This is a genomic window from Streptococcus oralis subsp. oralis, assembly GCF_002096495.1.
In the GTDB taxonomy this organism is placed as follows: domain Bacteria; phylum Bacillota; class Bacilli; order Lactobacillales; family Streptococcaceae; genus Streptococcus; species Streptococcus oralis_CU.
Genome location: NZ_NCUO01000012.1, coordinates 151,686 through 175,225 on the forward strand (window position 1 = coordinate 151,686; position 23,540 = coordinate 175,225).

Consider the following 23,540-nt stretch of genomic DNA (forward strand, 5'->3'; position numbering starts at 1 on the left):
TTGCACAATTCCGCTACGGAGAAACGAATCATATAAGGCTGTATTTATATTTGTGGAAAATCGTTTACATGATTTTCCTTAAGGATTCTACTATCTTTTGCCCCGCTCTTGTGTTATACTAGATAGGTTGCAAAGAAACTAGTACTTTTCTTTCGTGGAAAAGAAGCAACACGGTATCTCATTTTTGTTGAAGATACGTCATGAAAAGAAAAGTATAAACTAAAGCCCTATAGGGTGGCTTCGCACCACCTTTAGAAAGAAGAATAACGTGAAATTTAATGAATTTAATTTGTCTGCTGAATTGCTAGCAGAGATTGAAAAAGCTGGATTTGTAGAAGCAAGTCCCATCCAAGAACAGACCATTCCATTGGCTCTAGAAGGCAAGGACGTTATCGGTCAAGCCCAGACTGGTACAGGAAAAACTGCAGCATTTGGCTTGCCAACCCTTGAAAAAATCCGTACAGAAGAAGCGACTATCCAAGCCTTAGTCATCGCTCCAACTCGTGAACTCGCTGTCCAAAGTCAAGAGGAACTCTTCCGCTTTGGCCGTAGCAAGGGAGTGAAAGTTCGCTCAGTTTACGGTGGTTCCAGCATTGAAAAACAAATCAAGGCCCTTAAATCTGGTGCCCACATCGTGGTAGGAACACCAGGCCGTCTTTTGGACTTGATTAAACGCAAGGCCTTGAAATTACAAGATATTGAAACCCTGATCCTTGACGAAGCGGACGAAATGCTCAACATGGGCTTCCTTGAAGACATTGAAGCCATCATTTCCCGTGTCCCTGAAAATCGTCAAACCTTGCTCTTTTCAGCAACCATGCCAGATGCTATCAAACGTATCGGTGTTCAGTTTATGAAAGACCCTGAGCATGTCAAGATTGCTGCCAAGGAATTGACAACAGAGCTGGTTGATCAGTACTATATCCGTGTCAAGGAACAAGAGAAATTTGATACTATGACACGTCTCATGGATGTGGAACAACCAGAACTTGCTATCGTATTTGGTCGTACCAAACGCCGTGTAGATGAATTGACTCGTGGACTTAAAATTCGTGGCTTCCGTGCTGAAGGGATTCATGGTGATTTGGACCAAAATAAACGTCTTCGTGTCCTTCGTGATTTTAAAAATGGGAATCTTGATGTTCTAGTTGCGACTGACGTGGCAGCACGTGGTTTGGATATCTCAGGTGTGACCCATGTCTACAACTACGATATTCCACAAGATCCTGAAAGTTATGTTCACCGTATCGGCCGTACAGGTCGTGCTGGTAAGTCAGGTCAATCTATTACCTTTGTTTCTCCAAATGAAATGGGCTACCTTCAAATCATCGAAAACTTGACTAAGAAGCGCATGAAAGGCTTGAAACCAGCAACAGCAGAAGAAGCCTTCCAAGCTAAGAAACAAGTAGCTCTCAAGAAAATCGAACGAGACTTCGCAGACGAAGCAATTCGTGGGAACTTTGAGAAATTTGCTAAAGATGCTCGTAAGTTAGCTGCAGAATTTAGTCCAGAAGAATTGGCTATGTATATCTTGAGCCTGACAGTCCAAGATCCAGACAGCCTTCCTGAAGTGGAGATTGCGCGTGAAAAACCACTGCCATTTAAACCATCAGGTAATGGCTTTGGTGGCAAAGGTAAGGGAGGTCGTGGAGGCCGTCGTGGGGACGACCGTCGAGACCGTGATCGCCGTGGTAATGGTCGCCGTGATGATTTCAAAAAAGGCAGTCGTGGGAACGATCGTTTTGATAAAGACAGACGTTACCGTAATAAAGACAATAAAAAACCTCGCAACACTTCAAGCGAAAAGAAGACAGGCTTTGTTATTCGTAACAAAGGAGACAAATAGAAAAAAGCGATTCACACTGTGAATCGCTTTTATATATAAGGAGACCGATAGTAAAAGAAGATGGTGATAGTAAAGGATAGGTGAAACGGAAAGGGATTTATCATGTCATCTTCTTATAATGTTATAATATCAAAAATAAAATAGGATGTCAATAAAAAAACTCGCTTTTTTCTAAAATATTTTTGCTGTTCAAAATTGCAATTAAATAAGCAATTTTCAGATAATTATTGAAATAAAGACTTTTCTATGTTATAATGGAAGCGATTATATGCGAGGTAAAAAATGGCACATTTATTAGAAAAAACAAGAAAAATCACGTCTATTCTAAAGCGCTCAGAAGAGCAACTCCAAGATGAACTTCCTTACAATGCGATCACACGCCAGTTAGCTGATATTATTGACTGTAACGCTTGTATTGTGAATAACAAGGGACGTCTCTTGGGCTACTTTATGCGTTATAAGACCAATAATGACCGTGTAGAACAGTTTTTCCAAACTAAAACCTTCCCTGACGTCTATGTACAAGGGGCAAACATGATTTATGATACGGAAGCCAACCTTCCTGTTGAACATGATTTGACTATTTTCCCTGTAGAGAGCCGTGCGGACTTTCCAGATGGTTTGACGACCATCGCTCCGATTCATGTATCAGGGATTCGTCTAGGTTCGTTGATCATTTGGCGCAATGACAAGAAATTTGAAGATGAAGATTTGATCCTTGTCGAGATTGCGAGCACGGTTGTGGGAATTCAACTATTGAACTTCCAACGTGAAGAAGATGAGAAGAATATTCGCCGTCGTACTGCTGTAACCATGGCAGTCAACACCCTTTCCTATTCAGAACTTCGTGCCGTATCAGCTATTTTAGCTGAATTGGATGGAAATGAAGGGCAGCTGACTGCATCAGTTATTGCAGACCGTATTGGCATTACACGCTCAGTGATTGTCAATGCGCTTCGTAAATTGGAGTCAGCGGGAATTATTGAGAGCCGTTCACTCGGAATGAAGGGGACTTATCTCAAAGTTCTAATTGGTGATATTTTTGAGGAAGTGAAAAAGAGGGACTACTAATGGCAAAGGCTTTAATCTCGATTGACTATACAGAGGATTTCGTAGCAGACCATGGAAAGTTAACTGCTGGAGCACCCGCTCAAGCAATATCAAAAACCATTGATCAGGTAACCAGATTAGCTTTTGATCGTGGAGACTATGTCTTTTTCACCATTGATGCTCATGAGGAGAAGGATACATTCCACCCAGAAAGCAAGCTTTTTCCACCGCACAACATCATCGGAACTAGTGGGCGTAACCTTTATGGCCCCCTAGCTGACTTTTATGCTGAGCATGAGGCGGATAGTCGCGTCTTTTGGATGGACAAACGTCACTATTCAGCATTTTCAGGAACGGACTTAGATATCCGTTTGCGGGAACGTCGAGTTGATACAGTCATCCTAACTGGAGTACTTACTGACATTTGCGTCCTTCATACGGCTATTGATGCCTATAATTTAGGTTATCAAATCGAGATTGTCAAGCCTGCGGTTGCCTCTATTTGGCCAGAAAATCATCAGTTTGCTCTTGGGCATTTTAAGAACACATTGGGAGCAAAATTACTGGATGAAAACCTTGCTGAAATTGAACACTAAGACTGTTGGAAAAATGAAAAAAATCTGAAAAAAGTGTTGACAAAGATTTTGAAAGTTGATATACTAGTAAAGTAATCGACGCGGGGATGGCGGAATTGGCAGACGCGCAGGACTAAGGATCCTGTGACCGCTTTAGGTCGTGAGGGTTCAAGTCCCTCTCTCCGCATAGGGTAAGAGTTAGCTTTGGCTAGCTCTTTTTTGTTTTTATAAAGAAGATTAGAGGCTACGTTTCCTATATCGAAAAATATTGGTATCAAGAACAGTCATTGTATCAGAACATTTAAACTGAGTTTTCCATTTCATTCTATCAAGAATATCCTCAAACACAAGTCAGAAAAGAAGAATTTAGGAAATGGAAAAATACTAATCAGAAAGATGTGACTATCATTTTTAAAATGAAGTAGATTTTTGATTGGTACTATTTATCCTTATATATGAAGAAAAGTTAGCGTTTGCTAGCTTTTTTGTTTTTTCAAAAAATAAATCAAAAAAATTTTTGATTTCATAAACATTTCATATTTGGATTTTATAATAGTCTTACAAATATGGAGGTGACAAATGAATCCAATCCAAAGAGCTTGGGCTTATGTCAGCAGAAAACGACTGAGAAGTTTTATTTTATTTCTGATTTTATTTGTCCTTTTAGCAGGAATTTCAGCCTGTTTGACTCTGATGAAGTCCAACAAAACAGTAGAAAGCAATCTTTACAAATCACTCAATACTTCATTTTCTATCAAAAAGATAGAAAATGGACAGACCTTCAAGTTGTCGGACCTAGCATCCGTGAGCAAGATTAAGGGACTGGAAAATGTCTCTCCTGAACTTGAGACGGTTGCAAAACTGAAAGACAAGGAAGCGGTGAGTGGTGAGCAGAGCGTAGAACGTGATGATTTGTCAGCTGCAGACAAGAACTTGGTTAGCTTAACGGCTCTTGAGGATTCATCCAAAGATGTCACCTTTACCAGTTCGGCTTTTAACCTAAAAGAAGGGCGACACCTTCAAAAAGGGGATTCCAAGAAAATCCTTATCCACGAAGAGTTGGCCAAGAAGAACGGTCTTTCGCTTCATGACAAGATTCGCTTGGATGCTGGTCAATCCGAAGCTGGAAAAGGTCAAACAGTAGAGTTTGAAATTGTCGGCATCTTTTCTGGTAAAAAACGAGAAAAGTTCACAGGCTTGTCTTCTGACTTCAGTGAAAACCAGGTCTTTACAGACTATGAAAGCAGCCAAACGCTTCTGGGAAATAGTGAACCGCAAGTCAGTGCAGCTCGCTTCTATGTAGAAAATCCTAAGGAAATGGACGGACTCATGAAGCAAGTGGAAAACTTGGCTTTAGAAAGTCAAGGCTATCAAGTAGAGAAGGAAAACAAGGCCTTTGAACAAATCAAAGACTCAGTGGCAACCTTCCAAACCTTCCTCACCATCTTCCTTTATGGGATGTTGATAGCAGGAGCAGGAGCCTTAATTTTGGTCTTGTCTCTCTGGTTGAGAGAAAGGGTCTACGAAGTGGGGATTTTACTCGCACTTGGAAAAGGTAAGAGCTCGATCTTCCTCCAGTTCTGTTTAGAGGTAGTTTTGGTATCAATCGGAGCTTTGCTTCCATCCTTTATCGCTGGAAACGCCATCACATCCTATCTACTTCAAACTGTACTAGCCAGTGGAGATCAGGCAACCTTACAAGACACACTAGCCAAAGCAAGTGGTCTATCAACCAGTCTCCTATCCTTTGCAGAATCCTATGTCTTTCTGCTCCTGATTGGTTGCTTGTCTGTAGCCCTTTGTTTCGTATTTCTATTTAGAAAATCGCCGAAAGAAATTTTATCATCTATTAGTTAAGAAGGAGAAATCATGACTTTATTACAATTGCAAGATGTTACCTACCGTTATAAGAACACTGCTGAAGCAGTTTTATATCAGATCAAGTATAATTTTGAACCCGGAAAATTTTATAGTATCATTGGTGAGTCAGGAGCAGGGAAATCCACTCTCTTGTCCCTCCTTGCTGGTCTAGATAGTCCTGTTGAAGGTTCTATCCTTTTCCAAGGAGAGGACATTCGGAATAAGGGGTATTCTTACCATCGCATGCACCATATTTCCCTGGTCTTTCAAAATTATAACTTGATAGATTATCTTTCTCCGCTGGAAAATATCCGCTTGGTCAACAAAAAAGCAAGCAAGGATACACTTCTTGAGCTTGGTTTGGATGAAAGTCAGATCAAGCGGAACGTTCTCCAGTTATCAGGTGGTCAACAGCAACGTGTAGCCATCGCTCGCAGTTTAGTCTCAGAAGCTCCAGTTATTCTAGCTGATGAGCCAACAGGAAATCTGGACCCTAAAACTGCTGGAGATATTATCGAACTGCTCAAATCACTTGCCCAGAAAACAGGTAAATGTGTGATCGTCGTCACCCACAGTAAAGAAGTGGCACAAGCGTCAGATATTACACTTGAATTGAAGGACAAGAAACTGACTGAAACTCGCAATACTACAAAATAAGATGAGTTTGTTTTGATAGAATTATGAAATCAAATCTAGAAAGGGAACCTATGTTACACAACGCATTTGCCTATGTTACAAGGAAGTTTTTCAAATCGATTGTTATCTTCCTGATTATTCTCCTCATGGCGAGCTTGAGTTTGGTCGGCTTGTCGATTAAGGGAGCTACTGCCAAGGCTTCTCAGGAGACCTTTAAAAATATCACCAATAGCTTCTCCATGCAAATCAATCGTCGCGTCAATCAAGGAACGCCACGTGGTTCTGGGAATATCAAGGGTGAGGATATCAAAAAAATCACCGAAAATAAGGCCATCGAGTCTTATGTTAAACGCATCAACGCTATCGGAGATTTGACTGGATACGACCTCATCGAAACGCCAGAAACCAAGAAAAATCTCACTGCTGACCGTGCCAAACGGTTTGGAAGCAGCTTGATGATTACAGGTGTCAATGACTCCTCTAAAGAAGACAAGTTTGTCTCTGGCTCATATAAGCTGGTTGAAGGTGAGCACCTAACCAACGACGACAAAGACAAGATTCTCATGCACAAGGATTTGGCAGCCAAACATGGCTGGAAAGTCGGAGATAAGGTCAAATTGGACTCTAATGTCTATGATGCAGACAATGAAAAAGGGGCCAAGGAAACAGTCGAAGTGACAATCAAGGGACTCTTTGATGGTCACAATAAGTCAGCAGTAACCTACTCACAAGAACTCTATGAAAACACAGCTATCACAGACATTCACACTGCTGCAAAACTTTATGGATATACAGAAGACACAGCTATTTATGGGGACGCAACCTTCTTTGTAACAGCAGACAAGAACTTGGATGACGTCATGAAAGAGTTGAATGGTATCAGCGGTATCAACTGGAAGAGCTACACACTTGTGAAGAGCTCCTCTAACTACCCAGCTCTAGAGCAATCCATCTCTGGTATGTACAAGATGGCCAACCTCCTCTTCTGGGGTAGCTTGAGCTTCTCAGTTCTTCTCCTTGCACTCTTGCTCAGTCTTTGGATCAATGCCCGTCGCAAGGAAGTGGGAATTCTCCTCTCTATCGGTCTCAAGCAGGCAAGTATCTTGGGGCAATTCATCACCGAATCTATTTTGATTGCCATCCCTGCTCTTGTTTCTGCTTACTTCCTAGCCAACTACACAGCTCGTGCCATCGGAAATACTGTTCTTGCCAATGTCACTTCAGGTGTTGCCAAGCAAGCCAGCAAGGCTGCTCAAGCCTCTAATCTTGGTGGTGGTGCAGAAGTAGACGGCTTTAGCAAGACCTTGTCGAGCCTAGATATTTCCATTCAGACATCAGACTTTATCATCGTCTTTGTTCTTGCTTTAGTTCTAGTCGTTCTCGTTATGGCGCTTGCTTCAAGCAATCTCCTTAGAAAACAACCAAAAGAACTCTTGCTCGATAGCGAATAAAAAACTTGCTACCTATTCTCCCCTAAATGGGGTATAATATAGGTAGCATTTTTATCTGTTTTGTCTTGATAAAGCCTTTCCTTTCAGGATGAAACAGGGATGATTTAAAAGAAAATTAAAGAAATGTGAAAGGTTTTTCTATGAAAATTTTAATTGTAGAAGATGAAGAGATGATCCGTGAGGGAATCAGTGACTATTTGACAGATTGTGGTTATGAGACCATTCAGGCTGCGGACGGTGAGGAAGCCCTAGAACAATTTTCCAGCTATGAAGTAGCCCTAGTACTACTGGATATCCAGCTGCCCAAGCTTAATGGTTTAGAAGTCCTAGCCGAGATTCGTAAGACCAGTCAGGTTCCTGTCTTGATGCTGACCGCCTTTCAGGATGAGGAATACAAGATGAGTGCCTTTGCCTCTCTGGCAGACGGCTATCTGGAAAAACCCTTCTCCCTGTCTCTCTTAAAAGTGAGGGTAGACGCGATTTTCAAGCGCTACTACGATACAGGACGAATCTTCTCTTATAAGGATACCAAGGTGGACTTTGAGAGTTACAGCGCAAGCCTCGCAGGTCAAGAAGTGGCCATTAATGCCAAAGAGTTGGAAATTCTAGACTATCTGGTGAAAAATGAGGGACGGGCCTTGACTCGTTCTCAGATTATCGATGCTGTCTGGAAGGCAACAGATGAGGTTCCCTTTGATCGTGTCGTTGATGTTTATATCAAGGAACTGCGGAAAAAGCTAGACCTGGATTGTATCCTCACTGTGCGCAATGTTGGTTATAAATTGGAGCGAAAATGAAACGAACAGGTTTATTTACAAAGATATTTATCTATACCTTCTCGATTTTTAGTGTTCTGGTTATTTGTCTTCATTTAGCCATTTATTTTCTCTTTCCCTCTACTTATCTAAGCCATCGTCAGGAAACCATTGGCCAGAAAGCGACAGCCATTGCCCAGTCCCTGGATGGAAAAGATAGGCAGAATATTGAGCAAGTCTTAGACTTGTATTCCCAGACCAGTGATATCAAAGGGGCTGTCAAGGGAGAGATGACCGAGGACAAGTTAGAAGTCAAGGATAATCTTCCTCTAGACACAGACCGCCAGACCACTTCTCTCTTTATCGAGGAGCGTGAGGTGAAAACGCAAGATGGTAGCACCATGACTCTCCAGTTTTTAGCGTCCATGGATTTGCAAAAGGAAGCAGAGCAGATCAGTCTCCAATTTCTTCCCTATACTTTGTTGGCATCCTTTCTGATTTCTCTTTTGGTGGCCTACATCTACGCTCGGACCATTGTTGCACCGATTTTGGAAATCAAGCGGGTGACCCGTCGAATGATGGATTTGGATGCCCAAGTGCGATTGCGCGTGGACTCTAAGGATGAGATTGGTGATCTCAAGGAACAAATCAATAGCCTTTACCAGCATCTATTGACTGTCATTGCGGACTTGCATGACAAGAATGAAGCCATTCTCCAGCTGGAGAAGATGAAGGTTGAGTTCCTGCGAGGAGCTTCTCATGAATTGAAAACACCACTGGCCAGTTTGAAAATCCTAATCGAAAATATGAAAGAAAATGTCGGCCGTTATAAGGATAGAGACCACTATCTTGGAGTTGCCTTGGGAATTGTGGATGACCTCAGTCACCACGTTCTCCAGATACTTTCTCTTTCTTCTGTTCAGGAATTGCGAGACGAGAAAGAAGAGATTGACCTCCTTCAGATGACGCAAAGTCTGGTCAAGGATTATGCTTTGCTCGCCAAGGAGAGAGAACTTCAGGTAGACATTAGTCTAACCCATCAGCAGGCTTACATAAACCCATCTGTGATGAAGTTGATCCTATCGAATCTCATCAGCAATGCTATCAAGCACTCCACTTCAGGTGGCCTGGTCCGCATTGGCGAGAGAGAAGGAGAACTCTATATCGAGAATAGCTGTAGTCCTGAAGAACAAGAAAAACTGGCCCAGTCTTTTTCTGAAAATGCTAGTCGCAAGGCCAAGGGTTCGGGGATGGGACTCTTTGTGGTCAAAAGTTTATTAGAACACGAGAAATTACCTTATCATTTTGAGATTCAGGGCGATTGCTTGAGCTTCTTCATACGTTATCCCAAAGTCACTCAGGACTAAGGAGAAGAAAGGGTTTACATTGATTGTATTGTAAGAAATTCAATCTAAAGTATGGGAAAAACTAGCTTTTTTTATCAAAAAGTGATAAAATGAACAATGTAAATGGGATGTCCCAAAAAATATATAGGAGGCCTGACAAATGGCAATCGTTTCAGCAGAAAAATTTGTCCAAGCAGCTCGTGACAACGGTTATGCAGTTGGTGGATTTAACACAAACAACCTTGAGTGGACTCAAGCTATCTTGCGTGCAGCAGAAGCTAAAAAAGCTCCAGTTTTGATCCAAACTTCAATGGGTGCTGCTAAATACATGGGTGGTTACAAAGTTGCTCGCAACTTGATCGCTAACCTTGTTGAGTCAATGGGTATCACTGTACCAGTAGCTATCCACCTTGACCACGGTCACTACGAAGATGCACTTGAGTGTATCGAAGTTGGTTACACTTCAATCATGTTTGACGGTTCACACCTTCCAGTTGAAGAAAACCTTAAATTGGCTAAAGACGTTGTTGAAAAAGCACACGCTAAAGGTATCTCAGTAGAAGCTGAAGTTGGTACTATCGGTGGTGAAGAAGACGGTATCATCGGTAAAGGTGAATTGGCTCCAATCGAAGACGCTAAAGCAATGGTTGCAACTGGTATTGACTTCTTGGCAGCTGGTATCGGTAACATCCACGGTCCTTACCCAGCAAACTGGGAAGGTCTTGACCTTGACCACTTGAAGAAATTGACAGAAGCTCTTCCAGGCTTCCCAATCGTATTGCACGGTGGTTCAGGTATTCCTGATGACCAAATCCAAGCAGCTATCAAACTTGGTGTTGCGAAAGTTAACGTTAACACTGAATGTCAAATCGCATTCGCTAACGCAACTCGTAAATTTGCTCGTGACTACGAAGCAAACGAAGCAGAATACGACAAGAAGAAACTCTTCGACCCACGTAAATTCTTGGCTGACGGTGTAAAAGCTATCCAAGCATCAGTTGAAGAACGTATCGACGTATTCGGTTCAGAAGGTAAAGCTTAATCTAGCTGAACAATACATACAGAACCTGCCCATTGGGTGGGTTTTTTGGTTTGTGAATATATAGCCAATATACTGTAGAAGAACCAATCTTAAGTTGCTAAAAGATTCTAATTTTTGTACAATAATGCTATGAAAATACTGAAAAAATGGTTTCTTGGCTTTCTTAGTTTCATTCTTTTGTTTTTACTCGCTACATTCATCTTTCACCGTATCTGTTTGGAAAAGGAAAAAGCCTCACTGACACCTATGGGGCAACAAGTTCTCGTCAATGGACATCAAATAAATGTTTACGTTGAAGGGGATGGTCCTGAGACTATAGTAGTTCTCTCAGGTGCTGGTATTGCTTCTCCTATATTGGATTTTAAAGAAGTATCGGAATCCTTATCGAAACGGTATAAAGTAGTTATCGTGGAGCGGGCGGGATATGGTTATAGTGATGAAAGCAATCATTCAAGAGATGTGATGGAGGTTTTGTCTGAGACTCGCCAAGCTCTTTCGCAAGCAAATATCACAGGGCCGTTTATCATTCTGTCTCATTCCATGGCTAGTCTAGAGAGTTTGGCTTGGCAGGAGAAGTATCCTGATGAAGTGAAAGCCTTGATTGGTCTGGATTGGGCACTGCCGTCAAGTTATGAGGATTTAAAGCAAAATCAGGCCTTGTCAACTGTGGCATATTGGAGCAGCAAGATTGGTTTATTACGTTATTTCCCTGAATCCTTTTATATAAAAAATCAAACTCTGATCGAGAGTGAACGAAAACAATATAAACTTCTAGCTTATAAGCAGTTGATGTCACAAGCCATGCTTTATGAATCCCAAACGGTAAAGGAAAATGCCAAGAAAGTTCCCTCAAACATTAATCCGAAAATTCCCACCTTACTACTGGTGTCTAACGGAAAAGGCACTGGTTTTAGCCAATCAGAATGGCAGCATTTTGCAGAGAAATTTGCTAGTGAACAGTCTAATGTGAGGGTCATCTATATGGATGCACCACACGATCTCTATCATTATCAAAGTCATGCTATTGTTTCTCGCATTAATGAATTTTTAGAGAATAATTGAGGTCTTAAAAATCCATTGAGACTGATGATAATAATTGAAAGGTAGTGACTTATGAATAATTCTTATATTTTACTTAGACATGCTCATTCAAGATTTTCAAGTGATGATTTTAATAGAACTTTATCAGAAAAAGGATTTTCATCTCTTGACCAGTTAGAGTTTTTGAATTCTTTTAATATTGATTATTATTTTTCTAGTCCTTATAAACGAGCATTTGAAACGATTAATAGCTCGCCAATTCAATTTGATAAAATAGTTCTTGATAGTCGGTTACGAGAGCGAAAATTATCTTCAACCTTTATAAAAGATTCTGAGTTTGAAGACAGTATTAAATATTTATGGCAAAATCCCAATGAATCTCTTTCTGAAGGGGAATCAAATCAAGATGCACTAGCTAGAGTACTAAATTTTTTAATGGAATTGGAAGAGAGATACTCAGAAAAAACGATTTTACTTAGTTCACACGGGAATTTGATAGGAATACTACTACATCACTTTGATTCCAGTTTTGATTATGAAAAATGGGAGCAGATGACCTTTCCAGATTGTTTTCTAATTGATAGAAATGGGATTGTGAAAAGAATTATGAAAGATTAGTTCTTTGATTAAATAGTGATTCATATTGATCAAAATAGTTTGCTTTTTATAATTCGTAACCTGCCATTAGGCAGGTTTTTTGGTGTTTTAAGGAGACTATTAAACCATAATTTTTGTTTAAAAGTATTATTTTAAGAGAGAAATCTCTAATTTCAGAATCTACAGGCAAACGCTTGCATTCCGTTTTTTATTGGACTATAATAGGTTGGTATAAAGCCTTCTGTAATAATAAAACGTAAAAGGTTTAGAAAGTAAGGATTTAGATTACTTGTATTGGAAAATATGATTTTCTATTCCTTACGGTAGGGAGATAGATATGGCAATGATAGAAGTGGAACATCTTCAGAAAAATTTTGTGAAGACAGTCAAGGAACCTGGTTTGAAAGGAGCTTTGCGCTCCTTTATTCATCCTGAAAAGCAGACCTTTGAAGCGGTCAAGGATTTGACCTTTGAGGTTCCCAAGGGGCAGATTTTAGGCTTTATCGGGGCCAATGGTGCTGGGAAGTCGACAACCATCAAAATGCTGACAGGAATTTTAAAACCGACATCTGGTTTTTGTCGGATTAACGGCAAGATTCCACAGGACAATCGTCAAGACTATGTCAAGGATATCGGGGTTGTCTTTGGACAACGCACCCAGCTATGGTGGGATTTGGCACTGCAAGAGACCTATACGGTCTTGAAAGAGATATACGATGTGCCAGACTCGCTCTTTCATAAACGCATGGATTTTTTGAATGAAGTCTTGGATTTGAAGGAATTTATCAAGGATCCCGTGCGAACTCTTTCACTGGGGCAACGGATGAGGGCGGACATTGCGGCTTCCTTGCTTCACAATCCCAAGGTTCTCTTTTTAGATGAGCCGACCATTGGTTTGGATGTTTCGGTCAAGGACAATATTCGTCGGGCAATTACTCAGATCAATCAAGAGGAAGAAACAACCATTCTCTTGACCACTCACGACCTGAGCGACATTGAGCAACTCTGTGATCGAATTTTTATGATTGATAAGGGGCAAGAGATTTTTGATGGAACGGTTAGCCAGCTCAAGGAAACCTTTGGCAAGATGAAGACTCTTTCCTTTGAACTGCTACCAGGGCAAAGTCATCTTGTCTCTCACTATGAAGGCTCTTCGGATATGACCATTGATAGACAAGGAAACAGCCTCAATATTGAATTCGACAGTTCCCGCTACCAGTCGGCTGATATTATCAAGCAAACCCTGTCTGATTTTGAAATCCGCGATTTGAAGATGGTGGATACGGATATTGAGGATATTATCCGTCGCTTCTATCGAAAGGAGCTCTAAGATGGTCAAATTGTGGAGACGTTATAAACCCTTTATCAATGCAGGGATTCAGGAGTTGATTAGCTATCGAGTCAACTTTATTCTCTATCGGATTGGTGATGTCATGGGAGCTTTTGTGGCTTTCTATCTCTGGAAGGCGGTCTTTGATTCCTCGCAAGAGTCTTTGATTCAGGGCTTTAGCATGGCAGATATCACCCTTTACATCATCATGAGTTTTGTGACTAATCTTTTGACCAGGTCAGATAGCTCCTTTATGATTGGGGAGGAGGTCAAGGATGGTTCCATTATCATGCGTTTGTTGCGACCAGTGCATTTTGCGGCTTCTTACCTCTTTACAGAGCTTGGATCCAAGTGGTTGATTTTTATCTCTGTTGGACTGCCATTTTTAAGTGTCATTGTCTTGATGAAAATTTTATCTGGGCAAGGAATTGTAGAAGTACTGGGATTAACCATCCTTTATCTCTTTAGCTTAACCCTAGCCTACCTGATCAATTTTTTCTTTAATATCTGCTTTGGATTTTCAGCCTTTGTCTTTAAAAATCTATGGGGTTCCAATCTACTCAAGACTTCTATAGTGGCCTTTATGTCTGGAAGTCTGATTCCCTTGGCTTTCTTTCCAAAGATTGTTTCTGATATTTTGTCCTTCTTGCCTTTTTCATCTTTGATTTATACTCCAGTTATGATCATTGTTGGGAAATACGATGCCAGTCAGATTCTTCAGGCGCTTTTGCTACAGTTCTTCTGGCTCATAGTGATGGTGGGCTTGTCTCAGTTGATATGGAAACGAGTCCAGTCCTTTATCACTATTCAAGGAGGTTAGTATGAAAAAATATCAACGCATGCATTTGATTTTTATCAGACAATACATCAAGCAAATCATGGAATACAAGGTCGATTTTGTGGTGGGCGTGTTAGGAGTTTTTCTGACTCAAGGCCTGAACCTCTTGTTTCTCAATGTGCTCTTTCAACACATTCCTTCCTTAGAAGGCTGGACTTTTCAAGAAATCGCCTTTATCTATGGATTTTCCTTAATTCCCAAGGGACTAGATCATCTCTTTTTTGACAATCTCTGGGCTCTGGGGCAACGTTTGGTGCGAAAAGGAGAGTTTGACAAGTACCTGACGCGTCCTATCAATCCTCTCTTTCACATCTTGGTTGAGACCTTTCAGATTGATGCCTTGGGCGAACTATTGGTCGGTGGAATTTTACTAGCGACAACAGTATCAAGCATTGCTTGGACTCTTCCAAAATTCCTGATTTTTCTAGTCTGCATTCCTTTTGCGACCTTAATCTATACTTCCTTGAAAATCGCGACTGCCAGTATCGCTTTTTGGACCAAGCAGTCAGGCGCCATGATTTACATTTTTTATATGTTTAATGACTTTGCCAAGTATCCGATTTCCATTTATAATTCGCTTCTTCGTTGGTTGATTAGCTTTATCGTGCCTTTCGCCTTTACGGCCTACTATCCTGCCAGCTATTTCTTGCAGGACAAAGACGGGCTCTTTAACATTGGTGGGTTGATGTTGATTTCCCTTGTTTTCTTTGTTATTTCTTTAAAACTCTGGGATAGGGGCTTGGATGCCTACGAAAGTGCGGGTTCGTAAGAGATAAGATAGGATGAGAGTTAAAAATTAAATATGTTACAAACAACCGTTGAAAATTATAGCGGTTGTTTTTGCATGTTTATTAAGGCATAAATTCTATCCATACCCCTTTTTGCGATTTTGGTAGTTATTCCAGTTAATTGCTACTATTTTTGATGGTGTGAATGTGCTGATAATGTATCCCAGTTAACTACGAAAGTTTTGGGTTTATATTTTTTAATGTACATTAAAAAAAAAATTAATGCGTGTTAATTTTTCTTGACTTAAAATTTTTTAATTGATATACTATTTTTCAGAGAGCTAACAATTATATATAAATGTACTACTCTATCCCACTAGATAATACGTCATAAAACTTTTTATAACAAAGGCTAGCAAGGTTAAAGTTTTCTATCTATTGGGTTTAAAATAAAAAATGAAGGAATTATAATGAAAAAAAGTACGGTATTGTCATTAACTACTGCTGCAGTTATTTTAGCAGCATATGCCCCCAATGAGGTAATTTTAGCAGATGCACCTAGTTCTGAAGATGCTTTAAGAATTTCTGATAAAGAAAAAGTAGTAGCAGATGCACCTAGTTCTGAAGATGCTTTAAAAATTTCTGGTAAAGAAAAAGTAGTAGCAGATAAAGAAACAGAAAAAAATGAACAATCTGAAGAACTTCATAATGTTATAGAAACTTCAAAGGATACTGAGGAGAAGAAGACAACAGTTATTGAGGAAAAAGAAGTTGTTAGTAGAAAGCCTAAGATAGACAAAAAAACTAGTAACGAAGGAGCAAGTATCAAAGAAGACTCCAATCAATCCAAAGGAGATGATGCGAACTCATTTGTAAATAAAGATACAGAAAATCCTAAAAAAGAAGATAAACTTGTCTATATTGCTGAATTTAAAGATAAAGAATCTGGAGAAAAAGTAATTAAGGAACTATCCAATCTTGAGGATACAAAAGTTTTATATACCTATAATACGATTTTTAATGGCGCTGCCATTGAAACAACTCCAGATAATTTGGACAAAATTAAACAAATGGAAGGTGTTTCGTCGGTTGAACGATCACAAAAAGTCCAACCAATGATGAATCATGCCAGAAAGGAAATTGGAGTTGAGGAAGCTATTGATTACCTAAAGTCTATTAATGCTCCATTTGGGAAAAATTTTGATGGTAGAGGTATGGTCATTTCAAATATCGATACTGGAACAGATTATAGGCATAAGGCTATGAGGATCGATGATGATGCCAAAGACTCAATGAAATTTAAAAAAGAAGATTTAAAAGGCACTGATAAAAATTATTGGTTGAGTGATAAAATCCCTCATGCGTTCAATTATTATAATGGTGGTAAAATCACTGTAGAAAAATATGATGATGGTAGGGATTATTTTGACCCACATGGGATGCATATTGCAGGGATTCTTGCTGGAAATGATACTGAAAAAGATATCAAGAACTTTAATGGCATAGATGGAATTGCGCCTAATGCACAAATTTTCTCTTATAAAATGTACTCTGACGCAGGATCTGGGTTCGCGGGTGATGAAACAATGTTTCATGCTATTGAAGATTCGATCAAACACAATGTCGATGTTGTTTCGGTATCATCTGGCTTTACGGGAACAGGTCTTGTAGGCGAGAAATATTGGGAGGCTATTAGAGCATTAAGAAAAGCTGGAATCCCAATGGTTGTTGCTACAGGTAATTTTGCGACTTCTGCTTCAAGTTCTTCTTGGGATTTAGTAGCCAATAATAATCTGAAAATGACAGATACTGGAAATGTAACACGAACTGCCGCACATGAAGATGCGATAGCGGTCGCTTCTGCTAAAAATCAAACCATTGAGTTTGATAAGGTTAACATTGGAGGACAAAGTTTTAAATACAGAAATATAGGAGCTTTTTTCGATAAAAATAAAATCCTAACAAATGAGGATGGGTCAAAAACTCCAAATAAATTAAAATTTGTATATATAGGCAAAGGTCAAGACAAAGATTTGATAGGCTTGGATCTTAAGGGCAAAATTGCAGTAATGGATAGAATTTATACCAAGGATTTAAAAGATGCTTTTAAAAGAGCAACGGATAAAGGCGCACGTGCCATTATGGTTGTAAATACTGTAAATTACTACAATAGAGATAATTGGACAGACCTTCCAGCTATGGGATATGAAGCGGATGAAGGGACTACTAGTCAAGTATTTTCAATTTCAGGAGATGATGGTGTAAAATTATGGAACATGATTAACCCTGATAAAAAAACTGAAGTCAAAAGAAATAATAAGGAAGATTTTAAAGATAACTTAGAACAATACTATCCAATTGATATGGAAAGCTATAATTCTAATAAACCGAATGTAGGTGATGAAAAAGAAATTGACTTTAAATTTGCAGCTGACACAGACAAAGAACTTTATAAAGAAGATATTATAGTCCCAGCAGGGTCTACATCTTGGGGGCCAAGAACAGACTTGCTTTTAAAACCGGATGTTTCAGCACCTGGTAAAAATATTAAATCCACTCTAAATGTTATCAATGGTAAATCCACTTATGGTTATATGTCAGGAACTAGTATGGCAACTCCAATCGTAGCAGCTTCTACTGTTTTGATTCGACCAAAATTAAAGGAATTGCTTGAAAGACCTGTCTTGAAAAATCTTAAGGGAGATGACAAAATAGACCTTACAAGTCTTACAAAAATAGCTCTACAAAATACTGCAAGACCTATGATGGATGCAACCTCTTGGAAAGAAAAGAGTCAATACTTTGCATCACCTAGACAGCAGGGAGCGGGGCTAATTAATGTTGCCAACGCTTTGAGAAATGAAGTTGTAGCAACTTTCAAAAATACAGATTCTAAAGGTTTGGTAAATTCATATGGTTCCATTTCTCTTAAAGAAATAAAAGGTGATAAAAAATACTTTACAATTAAGCTTCACAATACCTCAAACAGACCTTTAACCTTTAAAGTTTCTGCATCAACTGTAACTACAGATGCTCTAACTGATAGGCTAAAACTCGATGAAACATATAAAGATGAAAAATCTCCGGACGGGAAGCAAATTGTTCCAGAAATTCACCCAGAAAAAGTCAAAGGAGCAAATATCACATTTGAGCATGATACTTTCACTATAGGTCCAAATTCCAGCTTTGATTTAAATGCGGTTATAAATGTTGGAGAAGCTAAAAACAAAAATAAATTTGTAGAATCATTTATTCATTTTGAGTCAGTGGAAGAAATGGAAGCTCTAAACTCCAACGGTAAGAAAAGAAACTTCCAACCTTCTTTGTCGATGCCTCTAATGGGATTTGCTGGGAATTGGAACCACGAACCAATCCTTGATAAATGGGCCTGGGAAGAAGGATCAAAATCAAAAGCAATGGAAGGTTATGATGATGATGGTAAACCAAAAATTCCAGGTACCTTAAATAAGGGGATTGGTGGAGAACATGGTATAGATAAATTTAATCCAGCAGGAGTTATCCAAAATAGAAAAGATAAAAATACAACATCCCTAGATCAAAATCCAGAATTATTTGCTTTCAATAACGAAGGAATCAACGCACCTTCATCAAGTGGCTCTAATATTGCTAAAATCTATCCTTTAGATTCAAATGGAAATCCTCAAGATGCTCAACTTGAGAGAGGATTAACGCCTTCTCCACTTGTATTAAGAAGTGCAGAAGAAGGGGTGATTTCAATAGTAAATACAAATAAAGAAGGAGAAAATCAAAAAGACTTAAAAGTCATTTCGAGAGAACACTTTATTAAAGGAATTTTAAACTCTAAAAGAAATGATGCAAAGGGCATTAAATCTTCTAAGCTAAAAGTTTGGGGTGACTTGAAATGGGATGGACTCATTTATAACCCTAGAGGTAGAGAAGAAAATGCCCCAGAAAGTAATGACAAAAAAGATCCTGCTACTAAGATACGAGGACAATTTGAACCGATTGCGGAAGGCCAATATTTCTATAAATTTAAATATAGATTAACCAAGGATTACCCATGGCAGGTTTCCTATATTCCTGTAAAAATTGATAACACCCCTCCAAAGATTGTTTCAATTGATTTTTCAAACCCTGGAAAAATTAAGTTAATTACAAAGGATACTTATCACAAGGTCAAAGAGCAATATAAGAATGAAACGCTATTTGCGAGAGATCAAAAAGAACATCCTGAAAAATTTGACGAGATTGCCAACGAAGTTTGGTATGCTGGGGCCGCTCTTGTTAATGAAGATGGAGAGGTTGAGAAAAATCTTGAAGTCACTTATGCAGGTGAGGGTCAAGGACGAAATAGAAAACTTGACAAAGACGGAAATACCATTTATGAAATTAAAGGTGCAGGAGATTTAAGAGGAAAAATCATTGAAGTGATTGCATTAGACGGTTCTAGCAATTTCACAAAGATTCATAGAATTAAATTTGCTGATCATGCTGATAAAAATGGGATGATTTCCTATTATCTAGTAGATCCTGATCAAGATTCATCTAAATACCAAAAGCTTGGCGAGATTTCCGAATCTAAATTTAAAAATTTAGAAAATAGAAAAGAGGATAGTCTTAAAAAAGATACAACTGAAGTAGAACATCATCAAGAAAATGAAGAGGCTACCGAAGAAAAATCTAGCTTGACTATTCATAAAACAATTTCAACAATTAGAGACTTTGAAAGCAAAGATTTAAAGAAACTCATTAAAAAGAAATTTAGAGAAGTTGATGACTTTACAAGTGAAACTGGTAAGAGAATAGAGGAATACGATTATAAATACGATGATAAGGGAAATATCATTGCTTATGACGATGGTAGTGCCTTAGAATATGAAACTGAAAAACTTGATGAAATCAAATCAAAAATTTATGGCATTCTAAACCCATCTAAAGATGGACACTTTGAAATTCTTGGAAAGATCAGTAATGTTTCTAAAAATGCCAAGGTATACTATGGAAATAACTATAAATCGATAGAAATCAAAACGACCAAGTATGATTCCCATTCAAAAACGATGACATTTGATTTATACGCTAATATTAATGATATTGTGGATGGATTAGCTTTTGCAGGAGATATGAGGTTTTTTGTCAAAGATGATGGTCAGATAAAAGCTGAAACTAAAATTAGAATGCCTGAAAAAAATAAGGAAACTAAAGCAGAATATCCGTATGCATCAAGTTATGGGAATGTAATAGAATTAGGAGAAGGAGATCTTTCAAAAAATAAACCAAATAATTTAACGGACATGGAATCTGGTAAAATCTATTCTGATTCAGAAAAACAACAATATCTATTAAAGGATAACATCATTCTGAGAAAAGGCTATGCACTAAAAGTGACTACCTATAATCCTGGAAAAACGGATATGTTAGAAGGGAATGGAGTCTATAACAAGGAAGATATAGCAAAAATCCAAAAGGCCAATCCTAATCTAAGAGTTTTATCAGAAACAACAATTTATGCTGATAGTAGAAATGTTGAAGATGGAAGAAGTACTCAATCAGTATTAATGTCGGCTTTGGACGGCTTTAACATTGTAAGGTATCAAGTGTTTACATTTAAAATGAATGATAAAGGGGAGGCAATCGATAACGATGGAAATCTTGTGACAGATCCTTCTAAACTTGTATTATTTGGTAAGGATGGTAAAGAGTACACAGGAGAGGATAAGTCCAATGTAGAAGCTATAAAAGAAGATGGCTCTACGTTATTTATTGATGCAAAACCAGTAAATCTTTCAATGGACAAGAACTACTTTAATCCATCTAAAACTAATAAAATTTATGTACGAAATCCAGAATTTTATTTAAGAGGTAAGATTTCTGATAAGGGTGGTTTTAACTGGGAGTTGAGAGTTAATGAATCGGTTGTAGATAATTATTTAATCTACGGAGATTTACACATTGATAACACTAGAGATTTTAACATTAAGCTTAATGTTAAAGACGGTGACATCATGGACTGGGGGATGAAAGACTATAAAGCAAACGGATTCCCAGATAAGGTAACAGATATGGATGGAAATGTTTATCTTCAAACTGGCTATAGCGATTTGAATGCGAAAGCGGTTGGAGTACATTATCAATTTTTATATGATAATGTCAAACCAGAAGTAAAGATTGATCCAAAAGGAAATACTAGTATCGAATATGCTAATGGAAAATCTGTAGTCTTTAACATCAATGATAAAAGAAATAATGGATTCGATGGTGAGATTCAAGAACAACATATTTATGTTAATGGAAAAGAATACAAATCATTTGATGATATTAAACAACTAACAGATAAGACACTAAACATTAAGATTGTTGTAAAAGATTTCGCAAGAAATACAACCGTAAAAGAATTCATTTTAAACAAAGATACGGGAGAGGTAAGCGAATTAAAACCTCATAGGGTAACTGTGACCATACAAAATGGAAAAGAAATGAGTTCAACGATAGTGTCGGAAGAAGATTTTATGTTACCTGTCTATAAGGGTGAATTAGAAAAAGGATACCAATTTGATGGTTGGGAAATTTCTGGTTTCGAAGGTAAAAAAGACGCCGGCTATGTTATTAATCTATCAAAAGATACCTTTATAAAACCTGTATTCAAGAAAATAGAGGAGAAAAAGGAGGAGGAAAATAAACCTACTTTTGATGTATCGAAAAAGAAAGAAAAAACACAATCTAATTCAACTAATGATGTCAATAGTATTGTTTCTGATGAAAATGATAAAAACTTTGAAATTAACAAGAACGTTTATCTAAATGAACAAGGGAACGTAACTAATAAAAATACCAACATCAATAGTAAATCAACTAGTAACAATCCTAATCAGTTGCCAAAAACCGGAACAGCAAGCGGAGCCCAGACACTATTAGCTGCCGGAATCATGTTTATAGTAGGAGCTTTTCTTGGATTGAAGAAAAAAAATCAAGATTAAGACAAAAGCCATAGAAAAAATGGTTTATGTACTGAGATTAGATAGTGAGGTGATGACATAGTTTTGTGAAAATATTGATTTAGAAATATATTATTTAGATTTCTATAAAAATGGGAGATTTGAAAGAGATATATGTAAAAGCCTTGTCTCAGGACAGGCTTTTTCTAATGGAGATGGGTTCTGTTTAAAATCCATTTCTTTGGCTTATAAAAATATAAATACAAACGGTTGTTTATATTTTGTGGTATAATGTATTGTAATAAATACTTGTTTTGATACCAATCTAGAGATATTTTTATAGTTATTTATTCTAGAAATTTTTGCTTGGATTTTTTTTAAAAGTCATAAAAGTTCATGGATAGTAACGAATGAAGTATCGTAAGCTTGGCTGAATATCAATCAAAAAGGAGAAAATTATGAATAAGAAAGAACGGGAAAAACAATTTGAAGAGATCAATGGACCTAAGCGGTCTGAATCAAAGTCGGCTCCGAATAAAAATATAAAAATCTATATTGGCCTAGCACTCTCTGTTTTAGTCACTCTCATCTTGGTAAGTATTTTCTCATATCTTCTGATTGGAAAGAAAGAGCCAAATCAAGCATCGTCTGCAGTTTCAACTACAGAGACAACAAGTCAAGCTTCTACAAGCCAAGGAAAAACGGATGAGACTGATAAGGATAAACAAGAGGAAATTCAGAAACTCAAGAATCAACTTGCTGCTTTAGATACCAAAATTACGGAAGCAGAAGCACTTGTTAGCAAGTTGAAGAAAGAAACTACCGTTCCAAAATTAGATATTGAAGCAATTAAGAACAATGACTTGTCTAGTTTAGAGGGTACTTGGCGTAGTCAATCTGGTAATGAATACATTATTAATGATTCTGGAGAAGTACGTGCGACTTGGTTTACAAATGATCAAAAGTACGAATCTGTAGTTGGATTAAAGGTTTCAAAAGGACAAGATAGTCGTAATCCTGAGACAGCGTCTATCAGTGCGTGGGTAAAAGATTCTGTTGCTGGAGGATTTGTAATAGTAGCTGTGCCAAGTGGAGTTGTTATGCAACCTGCTGATGATGGAAAGATTACGGATAAAAGCAACCATGCTGAGGAAAGACTACTTTCTGGGCAAGAGTATGGAGCGATGTTAATGAAACCAGAAAATGTTTATTATCGTGTGAAACCAGATACCAGTAAACTTGAGGAAGCAGAAAAGAACTTAGCTCAATTGCAAGCAGATCGTGAATCAATCAAATCTTCTCTTGAGTCAAAGGAAAAGAAAAATTAGATGGTATTCGTTCAAAAATACTGTTACAATCGGCAGAATCAAGAAGCCCATTAGGGCTTCTTTTTCTTTTGTTACAAATACTCAACCACTTAGACAGAGATATTGACCAGATAGGCAAAAGGGCTTGTTCTTGAAAAATTCCTCTGCTATAATGATTCTTGTAAGGGACGTGAGGGGTCAGTATCAGACAACTCAAGAAC

General features: G+C 38.2%; 16 protein-coding genes and 1 tRNA gene. All 17 read left to right on the forward strand.

Annotated elements, in window-relative coordinates; translation table 11 throughout:
* Positions 1–268 precede the first annotated feature (268 nt).
* The 17 genes from B7717_RS06205 (at position 269) to B7717_RS06285 (ending at position 23,340) form a co-directional block, all read left to right on the forward strand.
* Positions 269–1,846, forward strand: a complete 1,578-nt coding sequence (locus tag B7717_RS06205) for a DEAD/DEAH box helicase (protein ID WP_049505228.1) — start codon at positions 269–271, stop codon at positions 1,844–1,846.
* 282 nt (positions 1,847–2,128) lie between these two features.
* Positions 2,129–2,917 carry a GTP-sensing pleiotropic transcriptional regulator CodY gene (gene codY / locus B7717_RS06210; RefSeq protein ID WP_000940724.1) on the forward strand — a complete coding sequence of 263 codons (789 nt, stop codon included), beginning with the start codon at positions 2,129–2,131 and terminating at the stop codon, positions 2,915–2,917.
* Positions 2,917–3,492: a cysteine hydrolase family protein gene (locus B7717_RS06215; RefSeq protein WP_049477942.1), complete on the forward strand. Its 576-nt coding sequence runs from the start codon at positions 2,917–2,919 to the stop codon at positions 3,490–3,492. The genes codY and B7717_RS06215 overlap by 1 nt, the downstream gene beginning before the upstream one ends.
* Positions 3,493–3,572: 80 nt before the next feature.
* A tRNA-Leu gene (locus B7717_RS06220) sits at positions 3,573–3,658 on the forward strand.
* Between the two features lie 392 nt (positions 3,659–4,050).
* On the forward strand, positions 4,051–5,328 hold the full coding sequence (locus B7717_RS06225; RefSeq protein ID WP_084944393.1) for an ABC transporter permease: 1,278 nt from the start codon (positions 4,051–4,053) through the stop codon (positions 5,326–5,328).
* 12 nt (positions 5,329–5,340) lie between these two features.
* Positions 5,341–5,988 carry an ABC transporter ATP-binding subunit Vex2 gene (vex2, locus tag B7717_RS06230; RefSeq protein WP_000173737.1) on the forward strand — a complete coding sequence of 216 codons (648 nt, stop codon included), beginning with the start codon at positions 5,341–5,343 and terminating at the stop codon, positions 5,986–5,988.
* 50 nt (positions 5,989–6,038) lie between these two features.
* Positions 6,039–7,418 (forward strand): ABC transporter permease subunit Vex3, encoded by a 1,380-nt coding sequence (gene vex3, locus B7717_RS06235; RefSeq protein ID WP_042902562.1) that lies wholly within the window; start codon positions 6,039–6,041, stop codon positions 7,416–7,418.
* A 140-nt stretch (positions 7,419–7,558) separates the two neighbouring features.
* The gene (gene vncR, locus B7717_RS06240) at positions 7,559–8,215 is read left to right on the forward strand and encodes a response regulator transcription factor VncR (protein ID WP_084944394.1); all 657 of its coding nucleotides are present in this window, start codon (positions 7,559–7,561) and stop codon (positions 8,213–8,215) included.
* Positions 8,212–9,540 (forward strand): sensor histidine kinase VncS, encoded by a 1,329-nt coding sequence (gene vncS / locus B7717_RS06245; protein WP_084944395.1) that lies wholly within the window; start codon positions 8,212–8,214, stop codon positions 9,538–9,540. The genes vncR and vncS overlap by 4 nt, the downstream gene beginning before the upstream one ends.
* A gap of 139 nt (positions 9,541–9,679) precedes the next feature.
* Positions 9,680–10,561, forward strand: a complete 882-nt coding sequence (locus B7717_RS06250; RefSeq protein ID WP_001018995.1) for a class II fructose-bisphosphate aldolase — start codon at positions 9,680–9,682, stop codon at positions 10,559–10,561.
* A gap of 129 nt (positions 10,562–10,690) precedes the next feature.
* Entirely contained in the window at positions 10,691–11,623 is a 933-nt protein-coding gene (locus B7717_RS06255; protein WP_162287141.1) for an alpha/beta hydrolase, read from the forward strand.
* Between the two features lie 51 nt (positions 11,624–11,674).
* A complete protein-coding gene (locus tag B7717_RS06260; protein ID WP_084944397.1) occupies positions 11,675–12,220 on the forward strand; it encodes a histidine phosphatase family protein in 546 nt (181 codons plus the stop codon).
* Positions 12,221–12,536: 316 nt separating this feature from the next.
* Positions 12,537–13,529 carry an ABC transporter ATP-binding protein gene (locus B7717_RS06265; RefSeq protein WP_070569110.1) on the forward strand — a complete coding sequence of 331 codons (993 nt, stop codon included), beginning with the start codon at positions 12,537–12,539 and terminating at the stop codon, positions 13,527–13,529.
* A gap of 1 nt (position 13,530) precedes the next feature.
* The gene (locus tag B7717_RS06270; RefSeq protein WP_070569106.1) at positions 13,531–14,349 is read left to right on the forward strand and encodes an ABC transporter permease; all 819 of its coding nucleotides are present in this window, start codon (positions 13,531–13,533) and stop codon (positions 14,347–14,349) included.
* Position 14,350: 1 nt separating this feature from the next.
* On the forward strand, positions 14,351–15,136 hold the full coding sequence (locus B7717_RS06275) for an ABC transporter permease (RefSeq protein WP_049520929.1): 786 nt from the start codon (positions 14,351–14,353) through the stop codon (positions 15,134–15,136).
* A gap of 429 nt (positions 15,137–15,565) precedes the next feature.
* On the forward strand, positions 15,566–22,054 hold the full coding sequence (locus B7717_RS06280; protein ID WP_084944398.1) for a S8 family peptidase: 6,489 nt from the start codon (positions 15,566–15,568) through the stop codon (positions 22,052–22,054).
* A gap of 416 nt (positions 22,055–22,470) precedes the next feature.
* Complete coding sequence (locus B7717_RS06285; RefSeq protein ID WP_084944399.1) at positions 22,471–23,340, forward strand: DUF6287 domain-containing protein; 870 nt, start codon at positions 22,471–22,473, stop codon at positions 23,338–23,340.
* Positions 23,341–23,540: the final 200 nt, after the last annotated feature.